16 protein-coding genes and 1 pseudogene are annotated in these 23,533 nt (G+C 45.7%); 4 read left to right on the top strand and 13 right to left on the bottom strand.

All coding sequences use genetic code 11. The features are described 5' to 3' along the window. The first annotated feature begins 170 nt into the window (after nt 1-170). The gene (locus tag F6K53_RS15430) at nt 171-689 is read left to right on the top strand and encodes a hypothetical protein (protein WP_293025757.1); all 519 of its coding nucleotides are present in this window, start codon (nt 171-173) and stop codon (nt 687-689) included. A 289-nt stretch (nt 690-978) separates the two neighbouring features. Here F6K53_RS15430 and psb28 read toward each other — a convergent pair whose 3' ends face one another. Next, on the bottom strand, nt 979-1,317 hold the full coding sequence (psb28, locus tag F6K53_RS15425; RefSeq protein WP_293025759.1) for a photosystem II reaction center protein Psb28: 339 nt from the start codon (nt 1,315-1,317) through the stop codon (nt 979-981). A gap of 220 nt (nt 1,318-1,537) precedes the next feature. On the opposite strand from psb28, the gene trpS reads away from it, so the two are divergent. Together trpS and F6K53_RS15415 are read left to right on the top strand one after the other, a co-directional pair. Next, entirely contained in the window at nt 1,538-2,548 is a 1,011-nt protein-coding gene (gene trpS / locus F6K53_RS15420; protein WP_293070665.1) for a tryptophan--tRNA ligase, read from the top strand. Nucleotides 2,549-2,577: 29 nt separating this feature from the next. Further along, the gene (locus F6K53_RS15415) at nt 2,578-3,513 is read left to right on the top strand and encodes a methylenetetrahydrofolate reductase (protein ID WP_293070663.1); all 936 of its coding nucleotides are present in this window, start codon (nt 2,578-2,580) and stop codon (nt 3,511-3,513) included. Nucleotides 3,514-3,803: 290 nt separating this feature from the next. On the opposite strand, the gene F6K53_RS15410 is transcribed toward F6K53_RS15415, so the two are convergent. From F6K53_RS15410 to rpsT, 11 genes and pseudogenes are all read right to left on the bottom strand, one after another. Next, nucleotides 3,804-4,781, bottom strand: coding sequence for an NB-ARC domain-containing protein (locus F6K53_RS15410; RefSeq protein WP_293070690.1), 978 nt, complete (start codon nt 4,779-4,781; stop codon nt 3,804-3,806). Then, nucleotides 4,782-5,009 carry a hypothetical protein gene (locus tag F6K53_RS15405; RefSeq protein WP_293044126.1) on the bottom strand — a complete coding sequence of 76 codons (228 nt, stop codon included), beginning with the start codon at nt 5,007-5,009 and terminating at the stop codon, nt 4,782-4,784. A 9-nt stretch (nt 5,010-5,018) separates the two neighbouring features. Further along, nucleotides 5,019-5,159 (bottom strand): hypothetical protein, encoded by a 141-nt coding sequence (locus F6K53_RS15400; protein WP_293070661.1) that lies wholly within the window; start codon nt 5,157-5,159, stop codon nt 5,019-5,021. Nucleotides 5,160-6,358: 1,199 nt separating this feature from the next. Continuing rightward, on the bottom strand, nt 6,359-6,778 hold the full coding sequence (locus tag F6K53_RS15395; RefSeq protein ID WP_293070659.1) for a hypothetical protein: 420 nt from the start codon (nt 6,776-6,778) through the stop codon (nt 6,359-6,361). A 289-nt stretch (nt 6,779-7,067) separates the two neighbouring features. After that, complete coding sequence (locus F6K53_RS15390; RefSeq protein ID WP_293070657.1) at nt 7,068-11,018, bottom strand: DNA-directed RNA polymerase subunit beta'; 3,951 nt, start codon at nt 11,016-11,018, stop codon at nt 7,068-7,070. A gap of 453 nt (nt 11,019-11,471) precedes the next feature. After that, a pseudogene (locus tag F6K53_RS15385) lies at nt 11,472-11,753 on the bottom strand (helix-turn-helix domain-containing protein); the annotation flags it as partial. Beyond that, nucleotides 11,737-12,324: an IS607 family transposase gene (locus F6K53_RS15380; RefSeq protein WP_293025773.1), complete on the bottom strand. Its 588-nt coding sequence runs from the start codon at nt 12,322-12,324 to the stop codon at nt 11,737-11,739. The pseudogene F6K53_RS15385 and the gene F6K53_RS15380, both read right to left, overlap by 17 nt. A gap of 75 nt (nt 12,325-12,399) precedes the next feature. Next, the gene (locus tag F6K53_RS15375) at nt 12,400-14,277 is read right to left on the bottom strand and encodes a DNA-directed RNA polymerase subunit gamma (protein WP_293070655.1); all 1,878 of its coding nucleotides are present in this window, start codon (nt 14,275-14,277) and stop codon (nt 12,400-12,402) included. Nucleotides 14,278-14,323: 46 nt separating this feature from the next. Next, nucleotides 14,324-17,710: a DNA-directed RNA polymerase subunit beta gene (gene rpoB / locus F6K53_RS15370; protein ID WP_293025777.1), complete on the bottom strand. Its 3,387-nt coding sequence runs from the start codon at nt 17,708-17,710 to the stop codon at nt 14,324-14,326. Between the two features lie 749 nt (nt 17,711-18,459). After that, on the bottom strand, nt 18,460-19,272 hold the full coding sequence (locus F6K53_RS15365) for a TatD family hydrolase (RefSeq protein ID WP_293071989.1): 813 nt from the start codon (nt 19,270-19,272) through the stop codon (nt 18,460-18,462). A 105-nt stretch (nt 19,273-19,377) separates the two neighbouring features. Then, entirely contained in the window at nt 19,378-19,701 is a 324-nt protein-coding gene (gene rpsT / locus F6K53_RS15360) for a 30S ribosomal protein S20 (RefSeq protein ID WP_293071990.1), read from the bottom strand. A gap of 248 nt (nt 19,702-19,949) precedes the next feature. Here rpsT and hisD point away from each other — a divergent pair, with 248 nt between their 5' ends. After that, a complete protein-coding gene (gene hisD / locus F6K53_RS15355; RefSeq protein ID WP_293071991.1) occupies nt 19,950-21,275 on the top strand; it encodes a histidinol dehydrogenase in 1,326 nt (441 codons plus the stop codon). Between the two features lie 140 nt (nt 21,276-21,415). Here the strand turns inward: hisD and F6K53_RS15350 are convergent, their stop codons facing one another. Further along, complete coding sequence (locus F6K53_RS15350) at nt 21,416-22,684, bottom strand: FIST N-terminal domain-containing protein (RefSeq protein ID WP_293071992.1); 1,269 nt, start codon at nt 22,682-22,684, stop codon at nt 21,416-21,418. Between the last annotated feature and the right edge of the window lie 849 nt (nt 22,685-23,533).

The raw sequence follows: 23,533 nt of genomic DNA, 5'->3' as shown, positions 1-23,533 counted from the left end.
CTTGTGTAAAGTTGCGAAAAGTCCTTCTGTTTTCTGTTCTGGGATCCGAAGTTCCCTATTTCAATAAATGAACTGGTTACCATGGATAAGGTCTAAACTGGGTTGTTAATGACTGCTATATCGGTGCCTGTTTGATCGTAATCATCCACTAAAACCATTAGGAGCAACTTATGAGCGTTGTGGCTGCCAGAAAATACCCTGATAAACTAGTTTTTGCCTCCGACAGCATTCGGCTGTCAGGATACCTCAAGCAAACTCACCGGGTCACTGGGGATGAGTGGGGCAAGCTATTTGAAATCAATAACATGATTATTGGCGGCGTGGGATATACCATGGAACTGAGTTTCATGCAAATATTTGCCAGAAACCATTCTCCAGCAGCTCCTACCGTTGAGGCTGTTCTGGATTTTATTGTGGAATTTTATGCTTGGGCAAAGGATAAAGACGATACCTTTGGTCGCAGAAATGAATATTTGTTAGCAGTAGAAAGGGATATTTTTTGTATCAGTGATGGCTATCTCGTGGATAAAATTAATGAATTTGGTGCCATTGGTGCTGGACAAGATTATGCTCTGACCGCAATGTATTTAGATAAAACCCCTGAAGAAGCGGTAGCGATTGCTAATGAGCTTTGTGTGTATTGTTCTCCTCCGATTAATGTAATTACTAAGGAAATCAGCGACATCTGACTTGGGTATAGTGCTGAGTACTAAGCTTTTTTGTAAGCTATCAGCTATCAGCTATCAGCTAATGCGCTACGGGCACCCTACGCGAACAGCTTTTGAATGAAAGAGGTAAGCCTTCGTTTAATCTGAGTTAAGTCTGCTTACGGCTGACCGCTGTTCGCGTTCAGCCGTGACACGGCTGAACGCGCACGCGTGCGCTTCGCGCATATGCTTAAGCGTTTTTGACGGTTGACGGTTAGCTGTAAACCAGACCCTGTAAACCAGACTTAGTACCCAGCACTCAAGACTCAGCTTAATCCTGTTTGGATTTAGTAAGTCCATTTTCTTCACTATACCGTTCTATAAAACGAATGAAACGATCCCACTGCTCTCGAGATTTCATTATGTAAGTTGCTTCTATAGCCATTGGTTCACCATTAACAAATTTGCCATTAACCTTACTGGTAGAAATCTCACCTTCTTCGTCAACCATGTACATTCCGGTGATATCTTCCTTAAAGTCTTTATCGATAGCTTGAGGCTTGTTAAAATAAAAGGTTGCAGTGCCAGTCTGACCAGTTTTCGAGCGAGTTATACGTATATCGGGTACAACTTCTTCTTTGATGCCTCTAGAGAACTGAATTTCTGCCATGCTATAAGTCCGATTAAGAAAATATTAAGAATCTTTACACCACTATCTTCTCATCCAAGCTGCAATAAATGGCAAAAAATTTTAACTGATGGCTGAACTGATGGCTGGGTTCACGACCTAGCAATGGCGAAAATAATCCAAATTTAGCCTAAGCAGTGGGAAAATGGGATTACACTGATACCGTTTCGGCAAACCGATTTAAGCAATCACTAGATCATACATGGGTAAACAGCGCGTTCTATCTGGAGTTCAACCAACTGGCAATCTTCACCTGGGTAACTATCTTGGAGCTATCCGCAACTGGGTCGAAGGTCAAAGTGAGTATGATAATCTATTTTGTGTAGTTGATTTACATGCTATTACTGTACCCCATAACCCAGCAACTCTAGCAGAAGATACCTTAAGCATTGCTGCCCTCTACTTAGCCTGCGGGATTGATTTAGAATGCTCTACTATCTTCGTACAATCCCATATCCCTGCCCACAGTGAACTAGCTTGGCTGCTCAACTGCATTACTCCTCTTAACTGGCTAGAGCGAATGATCCAGTTCAAGGAAAAAGCGGTAAAACAAGGGGAAAATGTCAGTACTGGCTTACTGGACTACCCAGTGTTGATGGCAGCGGATATTTTACTTTATGATGCCGATAAAGTTCCAGTGGGAGAGGACCAAAAGCAACACATCGAACTGACTCGTAATATCGCTATCCGAGTTAATGACAAGTTTGGCAGTCAGGAGAAACTTGTGCTAAAGTTGCCAGAGCCTATGATCCGGCAAACGGGTGCTCGTGTCATGAGTCTCACTGATGGCAGGCGCAAAATGTCTAAGTCTGATCCATCCGAGTTGAGCAGGATTAACGTGCTTGACTCCCCTGAGGAGATTCAAAAGAAAATCAAGCGCTGTAAAACTGACCCAACTAGAGGCTTATGGTTTGATGACCCAGAACGCCCGGAATGTGATAATCTACTAACGTTGTATACCCTGCTTTCTGGGAAAACAAAGGAAGAGGTGGCTACAGAATGTCGGGATATGGGTTGGGGTAAATTCAAGCCCTTACTGACAGAAATAACAATTGAAGCGCTCAAGCCGATTCAACAGAAGTATCACGATGTTAGGTCAGAGCAGGGCTATCTTGAGGGCGTGTTGCGAGAGGGGCGACAAAAAGCGGAAGCGATCGCAAACCAGACCTTGTCCAGGGTGAAAACTGCATTAGGGTTCATTGCTGTAACCTAATTCCTGGAGATAAGTAAATACCATAACCAATGACTAACCCCACTAAGAATTCGTTTCGCACTGCCGTTGAGTCCGGTGAATTTTTGATTACTGCAGAAGTGGCACCACCCAAGGGGGGTAACCCAGCTCACATGGTCAAAATGGCTCAAACCCTCAAAGATAGAGTCCATGCTATCAATATCACTGATGGCTCTAGGGCAGTCATGCGGATGTCGTCTTGGGCAGCCTCGGTGATTTTACGCCAGCAGGGAATTGAACCAATTTGTCAGGTGGCTTGTCGCGATCGCAACCGCATCGCCTTGCAAGCTGACTTGATGGGTATTAACGCTTTAGGTATCAGTAATATTCTCGCCCTAACTGGTGATCCAGTCAAAGCAGGTGATCATCCTGATGCTAAAAGTGTATTTGATTTGGAATCAGTACGCCTATTGCAACTAATTACTAAGCTAAATCAAGGGGTTGATTTCAATGATAAGCCCCTTACTGATCAAGCAACTGATTTATTTACTGGTGCAGCAGTAGACCCCCAGCTCAAGAGTTGGTCAGGCTTACAAAGTCGGTTTGAAAAGAAACTGGAAGCGGGAGCAGAGTTTTTCCAAAGCCAGCTCATTTGCGATTTTGATCGCCTAGAGAAGTTTATGGATCAGATTGCGGCTGGTACTAATAAGCCAATTTTAGCAGGGATATTTTTGCTCAAATCCGCTAAAAATGCTAAGTTTATTAATAAAAAAGTTCCAGGGGTTAATATCCCTGACGAGATTATTGATCGGCTAGCAGCAGCAGATAATCAGTTACAAGAAGGGATAAAAATTGCCGCTGAGCAAGTTAAGCTCGCACAGCAACTGTGCCAGGGTGTTCACATGATGGCAGTCCGGCGAGAAGACTTGATTCCCCAGATTTTGGATTTGGCTGGAATTTCGCCATTGCAGAAATCCTCTGCTATTAATGACTTAGTTTGTAAGTAAATTTCAGGTCAATTGTTATAGCGCTGCGACCAGGGAATAGGGAATAGGCAATAGGGAATAGGGAATAGGGTAAATATACCTTCTTCTCTCCCCACCCTCCCCACACTTCCCAGACTTTCCACACTCTTCCCTCTCTCCTGTTGCCTTTTGCCCTTTCAAGTAAGTACCTGGAAATAAATAAACGGAACAGTATTAACTTTTATAAACCCACCAAAAGTTAATACTGTTCCCTGTTCCCTGTTCCCTGTTCCCTGTTCCCTATCTTGACAGTTAAACCTAATTTTGTCCGACTACTTAATACTAAGAATCACGGAACTAACTACAGGGGATAGGGTGAAAAAAGTTTGACTAATGTCGGTGAATGTCTCAATCAGTGAGCGCCTCTGGAGGGATTGTAAAACATTGATTAGTTTTGAATCCGAGCTAATGGTCATATCCTGCCGCAATTGTTCCCGGGAAACCGGTGTAGTGCTTGTACCTAGATACTTTATTACTTCTCTTTCTGACTTATCTAAGCGATTCAACTGTGCAATTAAAATTAACCTGATTGGCTCAGGAACAAAGACATCATTCAAGCTTAAAAATTTCGAGACACTGCCATTAAAGTATTTTTCAATTGTTGTCGCTACTAAATTTAAGGCTAAGGGATTGCCTCGATAACGGCTAATCAAGGTTTCCCATTCTTCCGTATTTCCAAACAAACCGTTATCTACTAAAATTTTTTCAGCTTCTTCTGTAGGTAAACCCTTCAGGGTTAATGAAGCAGTAGTGTTATTTTTTTGCTCCAGTAACTCTAGTTGTAAAAATTTTTCCCAACTGATCAGCAGCAAAGCACTTTGGTGTTTTTCCTGGGCTACTCGTCTCAATAGCTGACCATAATCCTCATAGTTGGCTTGATAGTATCCAGCTATAGCGCCAGGATTTAGAAGCTGCTCTGCGTCATCGAGTATGATCAGACACCGATGCTCTTGTAAACATTTTATCAAGCTAGAAATAAGAGCGTTTATGTCTTCTGGTAAATTGAATGATTGCTGGTGAGATAGGAATTGAATCAGCTCTACTAGCAGTTGTTTCAGGGGTGGAGCATGGCGCAGATTACGCCAAATAATATACTCAAATTCCCCCTGAAGGTTGTTTGCAAGTTTGACAGCCAGAGTGGTTTTACCAATCCCTCCTATACCGAGAATGGCTACTAGTGAGTATTGCTTTTTACTAATCCATTGCTGCAGTTGATTGAGTTGATTAGTGCGTCCATAGAAAGCAGAAATTTATGGTGCTTCCCCCCAATCGTGGTGGTAATGAGGCATTTTATATCCTGCAACTTCTAGCCAGTTAGGGACGTCTTTCCAGTTAGTGAGGCTATTTAATTCTCGATTAGTTAGTGCTTCGACATATCGATACAATCCCCTAGTCAAGGCAACAGCGATTGAGTTAGAGCTCCGATGGAGAGTCTCAGCTATTTTTTTTGGGGAGTAGCCACAAAGCAATCCTCTCAAGCACACTTTTTATACTGGTGTAAGTGTGGTTTTATTCTGGGTTTCCCTCTGTTTTTGTTCGCCTATATCTATATATAAATTGTCTAAATCCCAGAGCTTTACTGCTTCTAATAAAAGTTCATCTTCTTGATAAAACGCACCCTGCGCCATTTGCTTGCCTTCCTTGATATAAAACTTGTAAACCCTTACAGACTGTGGCTAAAGCATCAACGTTACAGTTGATCGTTGACAGTCAACCGTTGACTGTTCACCGTCAATCACATTGCAACCAATCAGCTAATGCCAAGTAAATGTGTATTAGCTTAGACCTGGTTTGATCAGCACCATGGAAAACTTACAAGGGCTGTAAATTTTATCAAAGACTCAACAGAGAATCCAGCAAATTCCATAATTTATTTACAAAAGTTTACAACTACACCATCCAAGTAAGTATCAGGTCAAGCTCAGGAAATTATGCAGATATTTACAAAAGTTTACATTTGGAAGTCAGCACTGACGCAACACTGGGCAGCAAAGGGGATCACAATCACTGCTAAGACTCAAGGCTAATCACTGGCTAATCCTGTTTAGTTGAGATTTCAGAAAAGCGATCGCTTTTCTGATTGCAGTCGTTAAGCCAAGGGTTGACAGCTCCGGGACCTGAAGGACGGGGATTCACAGAACATAAAGTTTTGTTGGTTGTGCCAAGCAACCTCTAGACACTCCGGTAAAACCATTGTGCTTACTTTTGCGACCAATATTCCATGCACCAATTACGGTCGGCATTAATTAAATGGCCATCTTTGGAGCGATACAACCCACGATTAATGGCGTTGCTTAATAATGGAATGATTTTAAGAGTGTTTAGGTGCGCTTTCCGCATCTAATTATTAAATTCGCGCTTTGGTGCGACCCAAGGGCGATTTACTCGCCCTTGGGTCGCACCTATCGGCAAAGCCGACGTGGGGCGCGTTCGGGCGCGCACCTGTGGAATAGGCATCTTGGTGGAACTGGCATCTTGCCAGTTTCATGCTTATTTTGGGGCGGGCAGGATGCCCACTCTACGAATATTCATTCAAAGACTGACGCAACGCCCGATTAATTCGTAAGCATTCAGCTATCAGCTATCAGCTTATGCGCTACTTGAGGTGCTACTTGAGGTAGTTATGGGCGAGCTACACCGAACAGCTTTTGAATAAAACGGAAAGTCCCAGGGTCGAAGCCTGTGCCACAAAGCACCTCAAGTAGCGTGAGCCTTTAGCTCACGGCTGACTACTGACAGCTGAATGCTTACATACCTGTTCTATAGCAAAGGGAACAGCAATCCCTAAAACCGAAAATGTATAGAGCCGGGTAATGGTCTGGTTTAATCAAAGACAAGCTTTTACTATATCTAATAAATTTTCTCTGATATTGCTATCAGTATCAGCGCTAGAATCACTTAGTAACTTTAACAAATTTTCCTTAACTTCCTCTTCTTCTGCTTCCAGCTGTTTTTTTTCTTCTAAGTCTTCTAATTTTTGACGCCATTCTCTACGACTTCTAAATGATTCCTTGCTAGCCTGTTTGAGCTTTTCGCTATAACCTTCCTCGGTGTCCAAATCAAACACAAACATAAAATAAGATATGTCTTTTGACATAATCTTATTGGCTATTGCTAAGGCTGATTCATCTGGAGCAACTTGCCAGACCTGTTCAAATACTCTACACAACTCATAAGCCATTTTATTACTATTTTTATAGGCTTCCTGTATTTCCTTGAGTTTTTCACTTTTACTGACAGTTGTCATGTTTATAACCCCTTCTTCTTATTTTAATATGACACTACGTTAGTCCAGCACCGGTGTATTATAAATCATTGGGGGCTGTGTGCCCAGGGTTGCCTCCGCACCTTGTAATCCCCGTGGAAACCCGATGAGCGGCTGCATCCAGACCTAAGCATACAGCTAGCTTGAAGTCTGGTGATAGGAATGAATCATACTAAATAATACCGTAAGGGCGTCTGATGAAAAGCTTTTAAAAAGCTCATGATCAGACGCCCTTGTTTTTCCCAGGATTTATCCAGGGGTAAGTTCAATCTTATTCTGGAAAATTTCCATTCAAGAGGTCTAAGTTGCTAGGATCAGCAGCCAAATCACTCTCCTCATCTAAGCTGTAAACACGGGCTGTGTTATCATCAAGCAGGTTGCCTTGCTGTAATTCAGCACTATCGGCGGGTTCACCATAGCCATAGACCATGCTACTCCCATGGTCGAATTCTGGTTCTGGACTACCAAGATTGCTCTCTTGGTAAGCATTGAAGCCAGTCCCTGCGGGAATCAGACGTCCAATGATGACATTCTCCTTCAGACCCCTGAGCCAGTCAGATTTACCTTCGATCGCTGCTTCTGTCAGCACACGAGTAGTTTCTTGGAAGCTGGCAGCAGAGATAAATGAATCGGTATTAAGGGATGCTTTGGTAATTCCCAGTAGTACAGGTGTATACTGAGCTGGGGCACCACCAGTGATCGCCATTGCTTCATTCACTGTCTCAATCTGCCGCAACTCCACGAGTTCTCCTGGTAGCATAGTGGTATCACCACCATCGTCTACCCTCACTTTAGAGGTCATCTGACGAACAATCACCTCAATATGCTTATCAGCAATATCAATGCCTTGAGACTGATACACCGACTGAACTTCATTGACCAAAAATGCCTGTGCCTGTTGCAATCCCTTTAAAGCCGCTTCGTAGACACCTCTCTTTTCGAGACAGTAGTTGAAGAAAATCTCTAAAATTTCATGGGGATTGGCTGGGCCATCGGTGATGGGTTCAGCGGTACCGACTTGCTGACCATCGGAAACAATAGCATTTTGCCCAGGGGAAATCGGGTAATCGGTCACGACTCCGTCTGACTCAATGACCTTGATATCAACGGTTTCGCCTTCTTCATAAATCACCTGGGCTTCTCCAGGACGTCTGGCCAAGATACAGGCTTCTTTGGGTTTGCGAGCTTCTAGTAGTTCTTCAATCCTGGGCAAACCTTGGATAATATCCCCTGTCTTGGCCCGTTCAAACACCAGTAGCACCAGGTTATCACCCCGCTGCACCAAATCTCCCTTGTCAATTTGCAAAATTGCCCCCGCAGAAACTCGGTATGGACGAGCCAGTCGCAGGATAACGGCATCATCCCTTACCTGAACCACCTGACCTGATTCTTGAGCAGGTGTCCCTTCAGCTAAGGTGTTGGTACCAACGACCAAATCCCCTACTTTAACTGTGGCAGGAGAGGTAATCGGCATTGTCACTCGGTCAGCATCCCTGACCACCAGTACTCGGCGAATGGCTTCCAATCCTTCTTGAATCCCCCGGATTTCACCAGCTTCCTTGCACTGAATTTCTGTTCGAGCCACTACCGCACCTGGAGGAATTTCGTCCCCATCTTTGACTAAAACCCGGGTTTTGGTATTGCCCCCTAACGGATCTGCATTGGTATCCCGGCGAAGCACCAACGACTCCAGGATCACCAGTTGTAATCGCATATCCTCAGAGGCTTCCTCCTCCTCAGTAGCAACTAACTCAATGTCAGCACTCAGCTGGGATGAACTACTAGTATGGTCACTGCTACCATCGGGGTTGCTCATTTCCAATACCAACTGGGTGCGGAGTAATTCCACCCCATCTACAGACTTGACCCGTTCTCCATCCTTATAGGGAATGCGTTGGATGGCTCGCAATTCAATCTGGGTTCCTTGGGTAGCTTCGTTGGAATCTTGGGTATTAATGGACGCCTGAGAGGGAACCGCTGGCTCATCTGGTACAGCAAACTCCGTCACTGGCCGCAGCAGCAGTCCCATACCATCAGGTGTATCCACTGCTTCTCCATAACAGAGGTTGTCTACCGTTATCCCTGGCAACTCCTCGGAGCCGGGATAGATCAGCTGACCCTCACTGGTCATGTTCTCTGGCAGGTTATCCACCAGATGAAATTCCCCAGGCTTAACCACAATTTCCCGGAGGATGTCATTTTTTTGGACAACTTCCACTACACCGGACGACTGACAGAAGATATCCTTAACCACTTCTGTGCCTGCTTCCACATATTGACCGTCTTCCACAAGCAGCAAGGAAATATCCTTGTTGACCTCATGGCATTCTTCCGGAATCCAGAGTAAGGTACCGCCTTTGGTAACTTCGTAACCTTGCTTGGCTTTACCCCGTTTAGCCACCTCTACACCAGCATATTTAATAATGCCACCGGTTTTAGTGTAGTATTGGTCATCAATCAGTTCCGCTACCACCTGGTGGTTGACTACCTTTGTGCCAGGGGTTGCCTTCAGGGAAAAGTGCTGATTATTGGCGGTGTGAATCACATATTGTTCCCGACCCCCCGTGCTTTCCATTCTCACCTGTGATTGATCCAAGCGGACGGAAGCGGTGATAATGTCAATTTCTCTTTTGCCTGGGGTCAGTCGCACCACACCACCGTTGAGTGTGACTAATTTAGTTTCCGCCAGCACTGTCCCAATCTCTACACTATCCCCATTTTTCACCACTGGTTCCGCACCAGGGGGTAGGTTATAGACGTCCCCAGATAAAATCCAGAGTAAACCGCTACGTTGGGCAATCCGAGTTGTATTACCCTGTCGATCTGTTTTTTCCTCAGGGACTAAGTCCGCAAATAGCACTTCCCCGGCTAAGTCCGATGCCACATCCTTAGCCGCTTTTTCTGTGGAAGGACGGCTTTTACTCAGGGCTACTTCTGCTAAGAGATCACCCTTGCTGACTGTTTGCCCATCACTGACTAAGACCAAGGAGCCCGCTGTTAAAGGAAAGGTTTTGCCAGAGCCATTGGTGGGTTGCAAAATCAGATCCCCAGCTAGTTCCACTTGTTGACGGTCGTCACCGTGGCGAGTCCTAACTTGGCGGGTACGTAGGTTTTTACCAAAGCTTACTACACCCTTCATGGGAGCAGAGAGCTGGCGTGCCACTTCCCCGGTAAACACACCCCCCGTGTGGAAGGTTCGCATAGTCAACTGAGTTCCTGGTTCCCCAATAGACTGGGCAGCAATAATCCCCACCGCTTCGCCCAAATCCACCATGTGCCCATGAGCTAAGCTCCAACCATAGCATCTCTGGCAAACTGACCGCTGGGCTTCACAGGTTAGAGGCGATCGCACCATTACCTCTTTAATACCAGACGATTCAATCTCTTTGGCTAGTTCATCAGATACATCTTGGTTTTGTTTAGCAATTACTTTCCCGGTTTTTGGATGAACCAATTCCTCTGCTACAATTCGACCTAAGAGCTTATCCGCTAGGGAAATTAAAACGCGATCGCCATCGGTCATCGGTGTGATTTTGATGCCCCGAGTGGTGCCACAATCAAGGTCTCGTACAATCACGTCCTGGGAAACATCTACCAGACGACGGGTGAGGTAACCAGAGTCAGCTGTTCTCAGGGCAGTATCCACCAAGCCTTTGCGGGCTCCGTAGGATGAGATAATGTATTCCGTTACCGTTAAGCCTTCCCGGAAGTTAGTCTTAATCGGTAGGTCAATAATTTCACCTTGGGGATTAGCCATCAGACCCCGCATACCTACCAATTGCCGCACCTGAGACAAGTTACCCCGTGCTCCGGAAAAAGCCATCATGTACACTGAATTTAGGGGGTTTGTGTCTTTGAAGTTACGGACGACCTCATCTTTGAGAGCCTCAGAGGTTCCGTTCCAGGTATCGATAACTTTTTGAAACCGTTCAACTTCAGTAATTTCACCCCTAGTGAACCGGCCTTCTGTGGCACGAATCATAGCTTCCGCCTCATCTAACATCTGGCGTTTAGCTGGTGGCACTTGCAGGTCATCTACACTGATAGAAACCCCCGCCTGGGTAGCATAGCGGAACCCCAGATCTTTGAGTTTGTCTGCCATTTGGGCTGTCCGGGCACTGCCGTATTTGGTATAGGCCCAAGATATCAGCTTTTTTAACCGGCCTTTATCAACAATCCGGTTATAAAAAATTAATTCTTTTTGAGCTTTTTTATCTGCCATGATGCTTTTAAAGGGGATGACTAATTAATAATTTAGAATGGGTTAATTTAGAATTTAGAATGGATTAATTTAGAATTTAGAATGGGTTAATTTAGAATCTGGGGGGGGGTACATGCAAGCTTAAAACCTTACTGGGTAATAATTTAATCCCATCAGTTATCAAAAGATACATGCTGTTTTGGGCGCGACCTTGGATGCAGTTATCAGGGTTTGAGCTTCCATAAAATGAAAAGAGGGTCAATTGACGACTGTATATTCCCTGATATCATTGGCATCAAAGCCTTATATAGTAAGCTTTTATGGGCTCATGTCACCCCCTCAGCTTGAACATCTTACATTCTAAATTATACATTCTAAATTATACATTCTCTTGAATTTCCTAATTCTAAATTCGCGCATTCTAAATTCGCGCATTCTAAATGCTTACCGATACTTTTTAGCTACCAAAATCTACCTTCGAGACCTAAACCTAACCCGATTAATTTGGCCAGTATTTTTATACTTCTTCTTGGCTTCCCTGACAGCCGTGCAAGCATCCTTAATCGCTATGGATTTAATTTGATAAGGTACTGTCTTGCACCACTCGGGAAGGTTGTTTAGTATTTCAGTTTTAATGGCAAACCAGTTAGCTTTGTTTTCGCCATTTTCTAGTATTTTTACAGTTTTATTAAAAACATAACGGGACACTCCAAACCAGTGGCGGATAATTGCACGCTGTTCAGAGTTTAGGAACACTCTTATCTTCTTTGATTTTTGTCCCGTACTTTCTGAGTCCGTGGACTCTACAGGAGAAGACGTGAATGATGGAGAGAAGATCTGCCGTGAGTTCAGCCTCGGGGCAACTTTCAGGTTGGTCGAGAACCAGGATTTTTCCACCGTTGAGACTGACCAAGTACTCAATGAGTTCAAATCCAAATCTGGTAAGTCTGTCTCGACAGGCAACAGCAATCGTGAGCTGATCTCCTCGCACAAGCCGTTCCAGTATGGTTCTAAGACCTTTGCGTTTATAGTTGAGACCTGATCCGATGTCTTTGATGATTTCCGCTTCCGGGAAGAGGGAGTGCATGTAGGCAATTTGCCTGGCGAGGTCGTCAAATTGTTTGCTACTGCTGACTCGGCAGTAACAGATGGTAGCTGGCTGTCTTGGTTGTCTTCGCCCCAGACTGAGCAGGCTTTCTGTGTCAAAAAACCTTGTTCCTCCTGGAGTTTTTTCGCATTTGATCGTTCCATCGTCCGCATATTTCCTCAGAGTGTTCCTAGATAGTCCCGTAAGTTCGACCGCCTTACGAAGTGGTACGAGTGCCATCCTTATAATCTACCAAATAGTGGAATATTTTGGTAAATTAGTGGACACTTTGGTTAACTGTCACAATCCTTTTACCTAGCCCCATAGGGCTTCTTGAATAGTTTTGTTGTAGATGATCCGACCTGCGGTGGTGCGGATGTACTGGGAAATAAGTTCACCATCGGCTGTTTCCCTCACTCGCCGGTTTTTGTAGACTTTGCTCACCATACCATCGGGTGAAGATTCTTCAGAAATCATCTCCTTGTCTGGTTCGTCTGTGTCAACTATGCCGTCATAGCGCACCCAAATATAGGCATGGAGGTGTACTTGCTTTTGTTCGTAGGCTTTGATTGCATCCTCGAGGTTAGCAAAGTAACGACCTGCTCCCTTGGTTGCATTGGGATTTTTGGCGGTTAGATAATAGCATCCCAAGACCATATCTTGACTCGGTGCTATAATGGGGCGACCTGTTGCTGGTGAGAGAATATTGTTCGATGCCAGCATTAACAACCTAGCCTCTGCTTGGGATTCTAGGGATAGAGGCACATGTACTGCCATCTGGTCGCCATCAAAGTCCGCATTAAACGCTGGACAGACTAAGGGGTGCAGTTGAATGGCACGACCTTCTACCAAAATAGGTTCAAAGGCTTGAATTCCTAGTCGGTGTAGAGTTGGGGCTCGATTTAGCATCACCGGGTGACCTGCAATCACTTCTTCGAGTACGTCCCACACAGTGGGATCTCCCCGTTGAATCAATTTTTTAGCTGCTTTGATGTTATTCACCAAACCCTGACGAATCAGGCGGTGAATCACAAAAGGTTGAAACAGCTCAATCGCCATCTCTCTGGGCAAACCACACTGGTGGATATGCAGGTTTGGGCCGACTACAATCACTGAGCGTCCGGAGTAATCCACCCGTTTTCCTAGCAGGTTTTGCCGGAAGCGACCCTGTTTACCTTCGATAATGTCAGAGAGGGACTTCAGGGGTCGATTGTTTGCCCCTACGACTGTCCGTCCTCGCCTGCCATTGTCAATCAGGGCATCCACAGCTTCCTGAAGCATCCGCTTTTCATTGCGGACAATGATTTCAGGTGCCAGAATTTCCTGCAACCGGGCTAGTCGATTGTTGCGGTTGATGACTCGTCGATAGAGGTCATTCAAGTCAGAGGTAGCAAAGCGACCCCCATCCAGTTGCACCATCGGTCGCAGGTCGGGGGGAATGACAGGGATGACACTCAGCACCATCCAATCTGGCTGAGCCCCGGTGCCAATAAAGTTGTCAATCACTCGCAACCGTTTGATGAGCTTAGCTCGCTTTTGACCTTTAGAAGCCGCAATTTCTTCTCGCAGCTTTTCTGCGATCGCGTCTAAATCCAAATCCTGTAGGAGTCGTTGCAGAGCCTCAGCCCCAATCCCCACGTCTACCCCAGATAGATCTGAGTCTTCGCTATAGAGCTGCTCCTCGATTTCCAGCCATTGGTCTTCGGTGAGCAGCTGTTTATAGCTGAGGTTTTCCGCATTACCTGGGTTTAGTACTACGTAGGCGTTGAAGTAGACAATCTGTTCTACATCCCGCAGGGGCATATCAAGCAAAATACTGAGGTAGCTAGGAATACCTTTGAGATACCAGACGTGAGCCACGGGTGCGGCTAGTTTAATGTATCCCATACGGTGACGCCTTACCCGGGACTCGGTCACTTCCACACCACAGCGTTCACAGACAATACCTCGGTGGCGCACCCGCTTGTACTTACCACAATGGCATTCCCAGTCTTTAGCTGGACCAAAGATGCGCTCACAGAACAGCCCATCCATCTCCGGTTTGAGGGTGCGATAGTTAATGGTTTCTGGCTTAGTCACTTCACCGACCATTTGACCGTTCGGCAGAGTCCTTTCTCCCCATTGACGAATTCTCTCAGGAGAGGCAATACCAATTTTTACGTAGTCAAACCGCTGTTCTATTTGGCTTTTCATAATTTTGTCATTTCCCTATTCACAGACACTCCTATAGAGCCACCTTTTAGGCTTGTTCTTCTTCCAACTCTTCCTGGTTGAGGGATTCATAAGTTGGTGAGCGTGGTGTGCGATGGCGTTCTGAATCGGTCATTAAATCCACTTCCATATCATTGCTACTACCATCTTCTGTGGTTTCCACTTTGTGAACAGCTATGTCGAGTCCTAAGGATTGGAGTTCTCGCATCAGTACCTTGAAGGATTCGGGAGTACCAGGTCTGGGAATAGCTTTTCCTTTCACAATGGCATTGAGAGCTTCATTGCGCCCTTGCATATCGTCTGATTTGACAGTGAGCAATTCTTGGAGGGTGTAAGATGCTCCAAATGCTTCTAATGCCCAGACTTCCATTTCCCCAAACCGCTGACCACCTTGTTGGGCTTTACCCCCCAAGGGTTGCTGGGTGACTAGGGAGTACGGTCCGGTGGAGCGAGCGTGAATTTTATCGTCTACCAAGTGGACGAGCTTGAGCATATAGGCTTGCCCCACTGTGACTGGTTGGTCAAAGGCTTCTCCGGTACGACCATCGTATACAGTAATTTTTCCAGCATGGTCGGGATTAAATACCCACTCTTTACCAGGTTGATCACTGGCTTCTTTAAGCTTGTTATGGACTGTGAGGCGGGATGCTTCTGCGCCGTACATTTCGTCGAAGGGAGTAAGCTTAAATCGGGCATTCAGGTGTTCCCCAGCCCATCCTAATAGACATTCAAATACCTGACCCACATTCATCCGACTGGGTACTCCCAGGGGGTTGAGTACAATATCTACAGGTGTACCATCCGGCAGGTAGGGCATATCTTCGATGGGCAAAATCCGGGAAATAATTCCTTTATTGCCGTGACGACCTGCCATTTTGTCACCAACCTGGATTTTCCGTTTCTGAGCCACATATACACGCACTACCATGTTGGCTCCCGGTGGCAGTTCATCCCCTTGCTCTCTGGTAAATACCCGCACATCTACCACACGCCCTTTTTCACCATTGGGGACTCGCAGAGAATTGTCCCGTACATCCCTAGCTTTTTCCCCAAATATAGCTCGCAAGAGTTTTTCTTCTGGTGGCTGGTCTGATTCCCCCTTGGGAGTAACTTTCCCCACCAAGATATCCCCAGCTTCTACCCAGGCTCCAATCCGAATGATCCCGGTTTCATCTAACTGGCGCAGGGCATCTTCCCCCACATTGGGAATTTCTCGGGTTATTTCCTCCGGACCTAGTTTAGTCTGTCGCGCTTCTATTTCATACTTTTCAACGTGAATACTTGTGTAGACATCATCGTAAACTAGCCGTTCACTAACTAGGATGGCATCTTCGTAGTTATAGCCTTCCCAAGGCATATAAGCTACTAGAATATTTTGTCCCAGGGCGATTTCACCGCCTTCTGTAGCAGAACCATCTGCCAGTACCTGACCCGCCACAACTTCATCTCCTACATACACCAAGGGTCGTTGATTCAAGCAGGTATCTTGGTTAGAGCGCTGGTACTTTTGGAGAGAGTATTCAATAATTGCTGGGGTTTCTTTTGGTTGAACAGGGCGAGGGTATTCTAACTCATTCTCATTGCCCGGTTCCCCTGGCAGGGCTGGGGTATCTGTGATGGTTTGATAAGGCTGTAACCGAATTGTGTTGGCATCGACATACACCACCTCACCATCACTGGCAGCCACCACGACCATACCCGAGTCCCGAGCGGCCTGGGCTTCCAATCCTGTTCCCACTAAGGGGCGCTCAGGTCGAAGCAATGGCACAGCTTGCCGCTGCATATTTGAGCCCATCAGAGCTCGGTTGGCATCATCATGTTCTAAGAAGGGAATTAGAGAGGTGGCAACGGAGATAATTTGCACTGGTGATACCGCCACATAGTCCACTTGGTCAGGGGTGGTGGTGGTGAATTCTTGTCGATATCGAACTGGTACAGACTCTCCCAGGATGTAACCTTCCTCATCTAAGGCAATATCTCCTGGTGCTACCCTCAGGTCATCTTCTTCATCTGCGGTCATGTACAAGGGCGGTCGGTCTTTTAGGACTCGCCCATTTTCTACAGGGTAAGAAGGAGTTTCAATAAAACCATAATTATTCACCCGAGCGTGGGTTGCCAAGGAGCCAATCAGACCCGCATTGGGACCTTCTGGAGTTTCAATGGGGCAAATTCTGCCATAGTGAGATGGATGAATATCCCGCACTGCAAAACCTGCCCGTTCGCGAGTTAACCCCCCAGGACCTAGGGCAGACAGACGCCGTTTATGGGTCAATTCAGCTAATGGATTGGTTTGATCCATAAACTGGGAAAGCTGAGAGGACCCAAAAAATTCCTTAATCGCTGCTACTAGGGGTTTGGGGTTGACCAATGAGGCTGGGGTAAGGGTATCGGATTCTGAAACGGTCATCCGTTCCCGAATAATCCGCTCTAGGCGATTTAGTCCCACCCGCACTTGGTTTTGCAACAGTTCACCAACAGAGCGCACTCGGCGATTTCCTAGGTGGTCAATATCATCTGTGCTACCAATGTCAAATTCCAGGTTGATTAGGTAATCAATTGCCCCGAGTATGTCTTGGGGGGTCAATACCCTTACGGTGTCAGGAATATTCAGTCGTAGTTTTTTATTGATTTTGTAGCGACCGACCCGACCTAGGTCATAACGCTTCTGGTCAAAGAAACGGGATTCCAATAACTGCTGACCACCACTAACAGTAGGAGGTTCCCCAGGACGCAGCTTTCGGTACAGCTCAAGCAGGGCTTCTTCTTCACTGGGGTTCCCTTCTTTGTCAAGGGTTTTTTGATAGTAGTCTGGATGGCGCAGAGCATCTATAATCTCACTATCACCAAGCCCCAAGGCTTTTAAAAGCACCTGTGCAGAAAGTTTACGGGTTTTGTCGATGCGCACCCACACTAAGTTATTTTTATCGGTTTCAAACTTCAACCAAGCACCCCGGTTGGGAATCAAGGATGCTGAGTAGGTACGACGTCCGTTTTTATCAGTTTCAGACTTGTAGTAAACTCCAGGAGAGCGAACAATTTGGTTAACAATGACTCGCTCAGCACCGTTAATGATAAATGTGCCTCGGTCTGTCATCAGAGGCAAATCACCGATGAAGACTTCTTGTTCCTTGATCTCCCCAGTTTCTTTATTAATCAGGCGGGTATGAACGTACATTTGTACGGCATAGGTACTGTCTCGCCGCTTGGCTTCATCCACATCATATTTAGGAGACTTAAGCCTGTAGTTTTTACCCAAGAAGTGCAGCTCCATTTTGCCAGTGTAGTCGGTAATCGGCGAGAAGCTATTGAGTTCTTCAATTAGCCCCTCCTCCAAGAACCAGCGAAAGCTAGCACGCTGAATTTCAACTAAGTCTGGCAACATATAGGTAGCTGTTGTGTAAGTCTGATTAGTCATGGGGTCTGTTCTTCACTCTTTTTAAGTCAGCGCCGATTTTGATTCCCTTCCCAAGGCAGTACTTGTACTTGAACAATTGCTTAAAACTTGGGTTCGAGCTAATAGATACTAGATCAACTGTTAGAATTGACACTCCCACAGATAAAGTAAACGTGGAATTCTTAAGCTGAACACCTGCGACCTCAGGTAACCCTACTCTAGGTATAGGATGTTCATAGTTTTGAATCAAATGGCTTAGAGTGCCTTTAATCTTCAACTTCTCGCGCATCCATCTGTGGGATTTTAAACCATGTCTATTACTAGATTGACAGAAACTCAGGCATCAGGAAAACAACAAAAACACTATACTGGACTATACTGGACTTGGAGTAATTGCTCCCAGTGCTAGTTGTGGTTTTTACACTTGTCACCGTCGATGTGCCCTGCCCTACACATGGGTTGTGCTTAGGGTGTGCTTAGCTGGAGACTAAAACCGTTGTGGGGCTTATCGTTGGGTTAGTTGTCTTCAGAATACCTAGGGTAGCATCTGATTCCACTTTTGTCAACCATCCCTCGGTAAGCCTCTTCCAAAAGTACTATTCAAAGAGTCGGAGAGTCGGATTATTTCCTGTTATTTCCTCTTATAGGTGTTCACCGCAAGCCTAGGAGTCTCCGCATTATTCTCTTTCTACTGAACCATAGCAGAGTAAGGGATTTGAGATTATCAAGAACCTACCTTTAGGTTTTCCCCTTTCAGGTCTGGTTGAGATTTACCCAATCCCTATTTTTCCAGCAGTTGCTGTTGATAGGCTAAGACCAAAAAGCTGACAGGCATTTTGGGTGGTCTGAGCAGCCAACTCTTCTAGAGATATCCCTCGTAATTGGGCAACGCACTCGCCTACATAGCGGACATAGGCTGGTTCATTTCGTTTTCCTCGCTTGGGGACTGGTGCAAGGAACGGACAATCCGTTTCGATGAGTAGGCGATCGCTAGGTACCATGGTGGCTGATTCTTTTACCTGAGTGGCATTCTTAAAGGTCACAATGCCACTGAAGCTTATGTAAAATCCCAAATCCAAAAACCACTGTGTCTGTTGAGGATTACCTCCCCAACAGTGCATCACGCCTCTTATTGATCCGGTACTTTGCCAAAATTCTTGCAGTATGCCCCTCATTTCTGCAGCAGCGTCACGGCAGTGGATAATCAGTGGCAAGCCGAGTTGGTGGGCAATCCCTAGTTGGGCTTTGAACACTTCTATTTGGTGTTGTTGGTTCTTTGCTTTATAGAAATCCAAACCCGTTTCTCCAATAGCTACGACCCTAGAATCAGAGCGCGCTAGGGTCAAAATCTGATTTTCCGTTTCGGAAGTCCATTTTTCGGTATCTAAGGGGTGCAAGCCTACCGCAAAGGAGAGTTCGGGAAATCGCTCTGCTAGAGCTTGGATGCCTGTAAACTCAGACGGTTCTACGCAAGAGTGAACTAGACGAACCACACCAGCTTCTAGCCATCGGTGCCGTAATTGCTCTAACTCCGACTCAAAGACATCGAAGTTGATATGGACGTGGGTATCAATCAACTGCATCAATACAGTTTTTAATCTATTTATCTAGTTTTAGTTTAATTTACAGCGGTTTTTGCTCAACTAATCACCACTTAGCGCTCCGCCAGGTGAGGCCTGGCAATCTGATCATACAGCAGGTGATTCGGTCACACTAGCGTTAAGTTGAGCCTCTATAGCTTTGAGCTTTTTGGCAAGACTTGCTTTTTTCCGAGCGCCATTATTGCGATGGAGCACCTTACGCTTGACAGCCTTGTCAATTTTGCTGTATGCTTCTGACATTCGACGTTTGACTTCTTCCAAGGCTTCCGGACTTGGTTGGCGTTCGTACTCTTCTAAGGCAGCACAATAGTTCTTGGTCAGCGTTTTCACCGCTGATTTGTAGGCTTTGTTCCGAATTCGGTTCCGTTCGGCGATTTTTATGCGTTTGAGGGCAGAATTGTTATTAGCCACAGCAGTGTTTACTTAACTTATATTTAGTTTGGGAGTTACATCCCATATAAAATGGTATGATACCAGAAATAACATCATACCATATATAATACTAAACTAGTATCAACACCCATAGCGTAACCCAAGCATCACCCTCTTTAAGCTATATTCTTAAAGTAAGTCCAGGAAACATAGACACCTTTGATCAGGATAAGTGTATAAACCTGGTCTAGGACGAGCAACACTAGCGTGATGGGCACTCCGACTCCATGCTGCGAATCATAACTGAGCAGGCTGAGGCACAAACTGAACTGCGACGTATCCGCGATCGCACGGCTTCTGACCAAATGCTGAACAAAGAGGCAACTGTAAGGGAAGTTTTACAGGCAGTGAAGCGCCAAGGAGACGTAGCGCTCCTGCACTACACTGAGGAATTTGATCAGCTGAAATTGAGTCGAGAACAACTGCGAGTCAGCGGTTCGGAACTAGATGCGGCTTACCAACAGGTCTCCAAGGAATTACTGGATGCGATTCAATTAGCCGCCAGACAAATCGAGGCATTTCATCGACAACGAGTTCCCAAATCCTGGGTGCAATTTGGTGAAGATGATGTGGTTTTAGGGAAGCGCTACACTCCTGTAGATAAGGCTGGACTATATGTTCCTGGAGGTAGGGCGTCCTATCCCAGTACTGTGTTAATGAATGCTATTCCAGCCAAGGTAGCTCAGGTTAAAAAAATTGTAATGGTCACCCCACCAAGACCTGATCAAAGCATTAATCCGGCTGTGCTTGTGGCTGCTCAGGAAGCTGGTATTGATGAGATTTACCGGGTAGGTGGTGCCCAAGCAATAGCAGCCTTAGCCTTTGGGACCGAAACCATTCCCAATGTGGATGTGATTAGCGGTCCGGGGAACATTTACGTAACCCTAGCCAAGAAACTGGTTTACGGTATTGTAGGGATTGACTCCCTGGCTGGTCCTTCTGAGGTATTAATTATTGCAGATCAGGGAGCTAATCCAGTTCATGTGGCTGTCGATCTATTGGCTCAGGCAGAACATGACCCAATGGCAGCAGCAATTCTCCTGACCACTGATGCTCAATTAGCCAAACAAGTGCAGGTGCAAGTGCAGCAGCAACTAAAAGACCATCCACGACGCCTGTTGACAGAAAAAGCGATCGCTCACTATGGTCTAATCGTTGTTGTTGATTCTTTAGAAGTGGCAGCACAACTGTCTGATGAGTTTGCTCCAGAGCACTTAGAACTAGAAATTACCCAACCTTGGGACTTACTAGACTATATCCACCACGCTGGGGCAATTTTCTTGGGTAAGTCAACCCCTGAAGCAGTAGGTGATTACTTAGCTGGACCAAATCACACCCTACCAACTTCAGGTGCTGCTCGTTATGCTTCTGCCTTAGGTGTGGAAACCTTTATGAAGCACTCCAGTTTGATTCAGTATTCCGACCGAGCCCTCCATAAAGTGGCTGGTGCTATTGAGACTCTTGCTGAAGCAGAAGGTCTACCATCTCACGCTGACTCTGTGCGCTTACGAACTCAGCTTAATGCTGGGGAGTCAAAGGGAGTAGAAAAATAATATAACAATCATCTAGTTAAAGCTATGTCAGTACTCAGGTAGTTACTGATTGCCCAGAATTTAGAATTTAGAATTTAGAATTAGTTGATTTTTCATTCTTAATTCTTAATTCTTAATTCTTCATCCTTAATTCTGTATTGTTACTGTTTAGCACGGAAAATCCCAAAAACTGAGGTGAAGCCGTGCAAAAACGTACTACTGCCTACTGGTCCAATTTCCCCGTTACAGAAGAAGCCCGCTAGCTGAATATCCTTGATGTAACGGTGGAACATTTGGGAATCAAAATTAGGTTTACCGTAAAGCCCTTCTCCTCGCCCCAGACAGGAAAACATCAAAGCACCAGCAGCTTGAGTGGTGTTAGTTTGCTTTTGATAGTCCTCAAGAAGAAGTGCCAAGTCTTCCTCTGAAGTTTGAGCATCTCTGAGGTGGAACTGAATACGTTGACCGGGTCGAATCCGATCAGCAATAGCGATCGCACCAATCCTCGGATCTACACCTAACAGATTGCGGATCAGAAAGTCTCCGGGATCCAACTGTTGTTTAAACTCATCTCGGGCAACTCCCACAAAGAGTGAATGTTGTGCCAGCTTACGGTCTGCCTCATCCATACTTTGGATTAACTCGCGCAACACCATTAATGGGGGATGGGATGCTGGCTCAGCGGTGGTGATCTTGCCTGGCTCAAGGGCTGTCAATTCCAGCAGGATATTCTGGTCTGCTTTAGTCACCTGATAGGTTTGACCGATAGGACGACAGCCTTGAGCAACAATGGTTTCTAATAGAATATTGCCGCTTAGAGCAACCCCCACAGTTCCTTCATGGTAAAGAGACTTTGCCACTTGGGTCTGGTCTTTCAGGCAAAACAAGCCATTCTTAACCATCATAGAGCTACCACTAGCCACTCCTCCTACCTTGACTGACCCTGGATAAGCATAATCCAACCCTTGGAGCAAATCATTAATTTTAGATGACGAGGGGTCAGAGAATAAAATAAACTGGGGCTGCTCTTGGGGGGAAATGCCAATCAAGTCCACCCAAGCATCAGGAGGACTATCCAAATCTGGCAAGGCATCTCCAGAGATATGAAAGCTCTGGACACTAACATCAGGCAAACAGGCTAGGCTGAGGCTTAGGGCTGGTACTCCCTCAACTTCCACAGGTAACCCATTGGTGTTCATCCCAATGATGCCACTCCCACCACAACCAATCAGCACGGGTAAAGACAATCGTTCCTGGAGCAGGGGGATGAGGCGAGGATACTCACTGGCATAGGCAGATGAGATGAACACCAGACCCAAATCTGCTTTTGAAGGCAAGGACTTTTCAAGGCAGTCTGCCACTTCGGCCACTGCCGCTTCTAATGATGCACGGGTTGATAGAGCATTTGCCCACTTGATCACATTAGCCATCTATTCTACCTATTTCACTCCCGATACCATTCCCTATTGAGGGGATTGGCCACTCCTCAAGGTTTTATGATAACGGTGAATTACCACAGACTTCCACTAAGCCTTACCTGATAATGACCAGAGGATTTGTTGTGGGACACTAAAATTAATATAACGTAATCTAAGTTAGTGTTTATCCAAAGAAGCGCGTTAGCGCGGTTAGAAACTGTTTTTCTTAAGGCGCGCGGCTCCTTAAGAAATCTCCCTAGATCTGCCTAACTATCAATCGTTGCCATATTAGCCATCCCCTCTACTGCAATTTAAGGGTAACAATTCCTAATATAGAGGGATAAATCAGACAGGATCCCTTAAATTCGCAGTTCCTCTAACTCGAAGTCCTTCCTCAAGTCAGCCATGGTAAGAAGGGTAATGGCTAAAGGTGACTTCCACCCCAACCACCCTATTAAGTTAGCCCGGTGCGCTTGACCCATTAAGAATTAAATTCCCATGATTGTCGCACCGCTATGTCAAGATCTGTCGATTAAAAGGGGAATGGGTTAAGAGTTATATAAGTGGTGTAAGCGATTAGGGGGTAAGGGAAAATTGGGAGAACCTTAAAAAATAAAGAACAAATTTGTGTTATAGCATGTCTTTTGCTTTAACCTAAGAAATTAGAGTAGCTAATTGTAGCGCTCTTAGTTAATTCCCTGGTAATTTCTGGTTAATCCAGAATTTCCTAGCTAAGATGCAGGTAATGGACATTAGTCCGCTGGTTGTAATGGTCACGACACCTACGAATCACCGCCAGTTCGTAGCCCTGTCCCTAGTAGTTAATGTCCCTAGTAGTTAAGGTGAGGGAAACATGTGCTG

This window comes from Moorena sp. SIO4A1 (genome assembly GCF_010672065.1).
Taxonomy (GTDB): domain Bacteria; phylum Cyanobacteriota; class Cyanobacteriia; order Cyanobacteriales; family Coleofasciculaceae; genus Moorena.
This window is presented reverse-complemented; position numbering and strand designations above follow the sequence as displayed.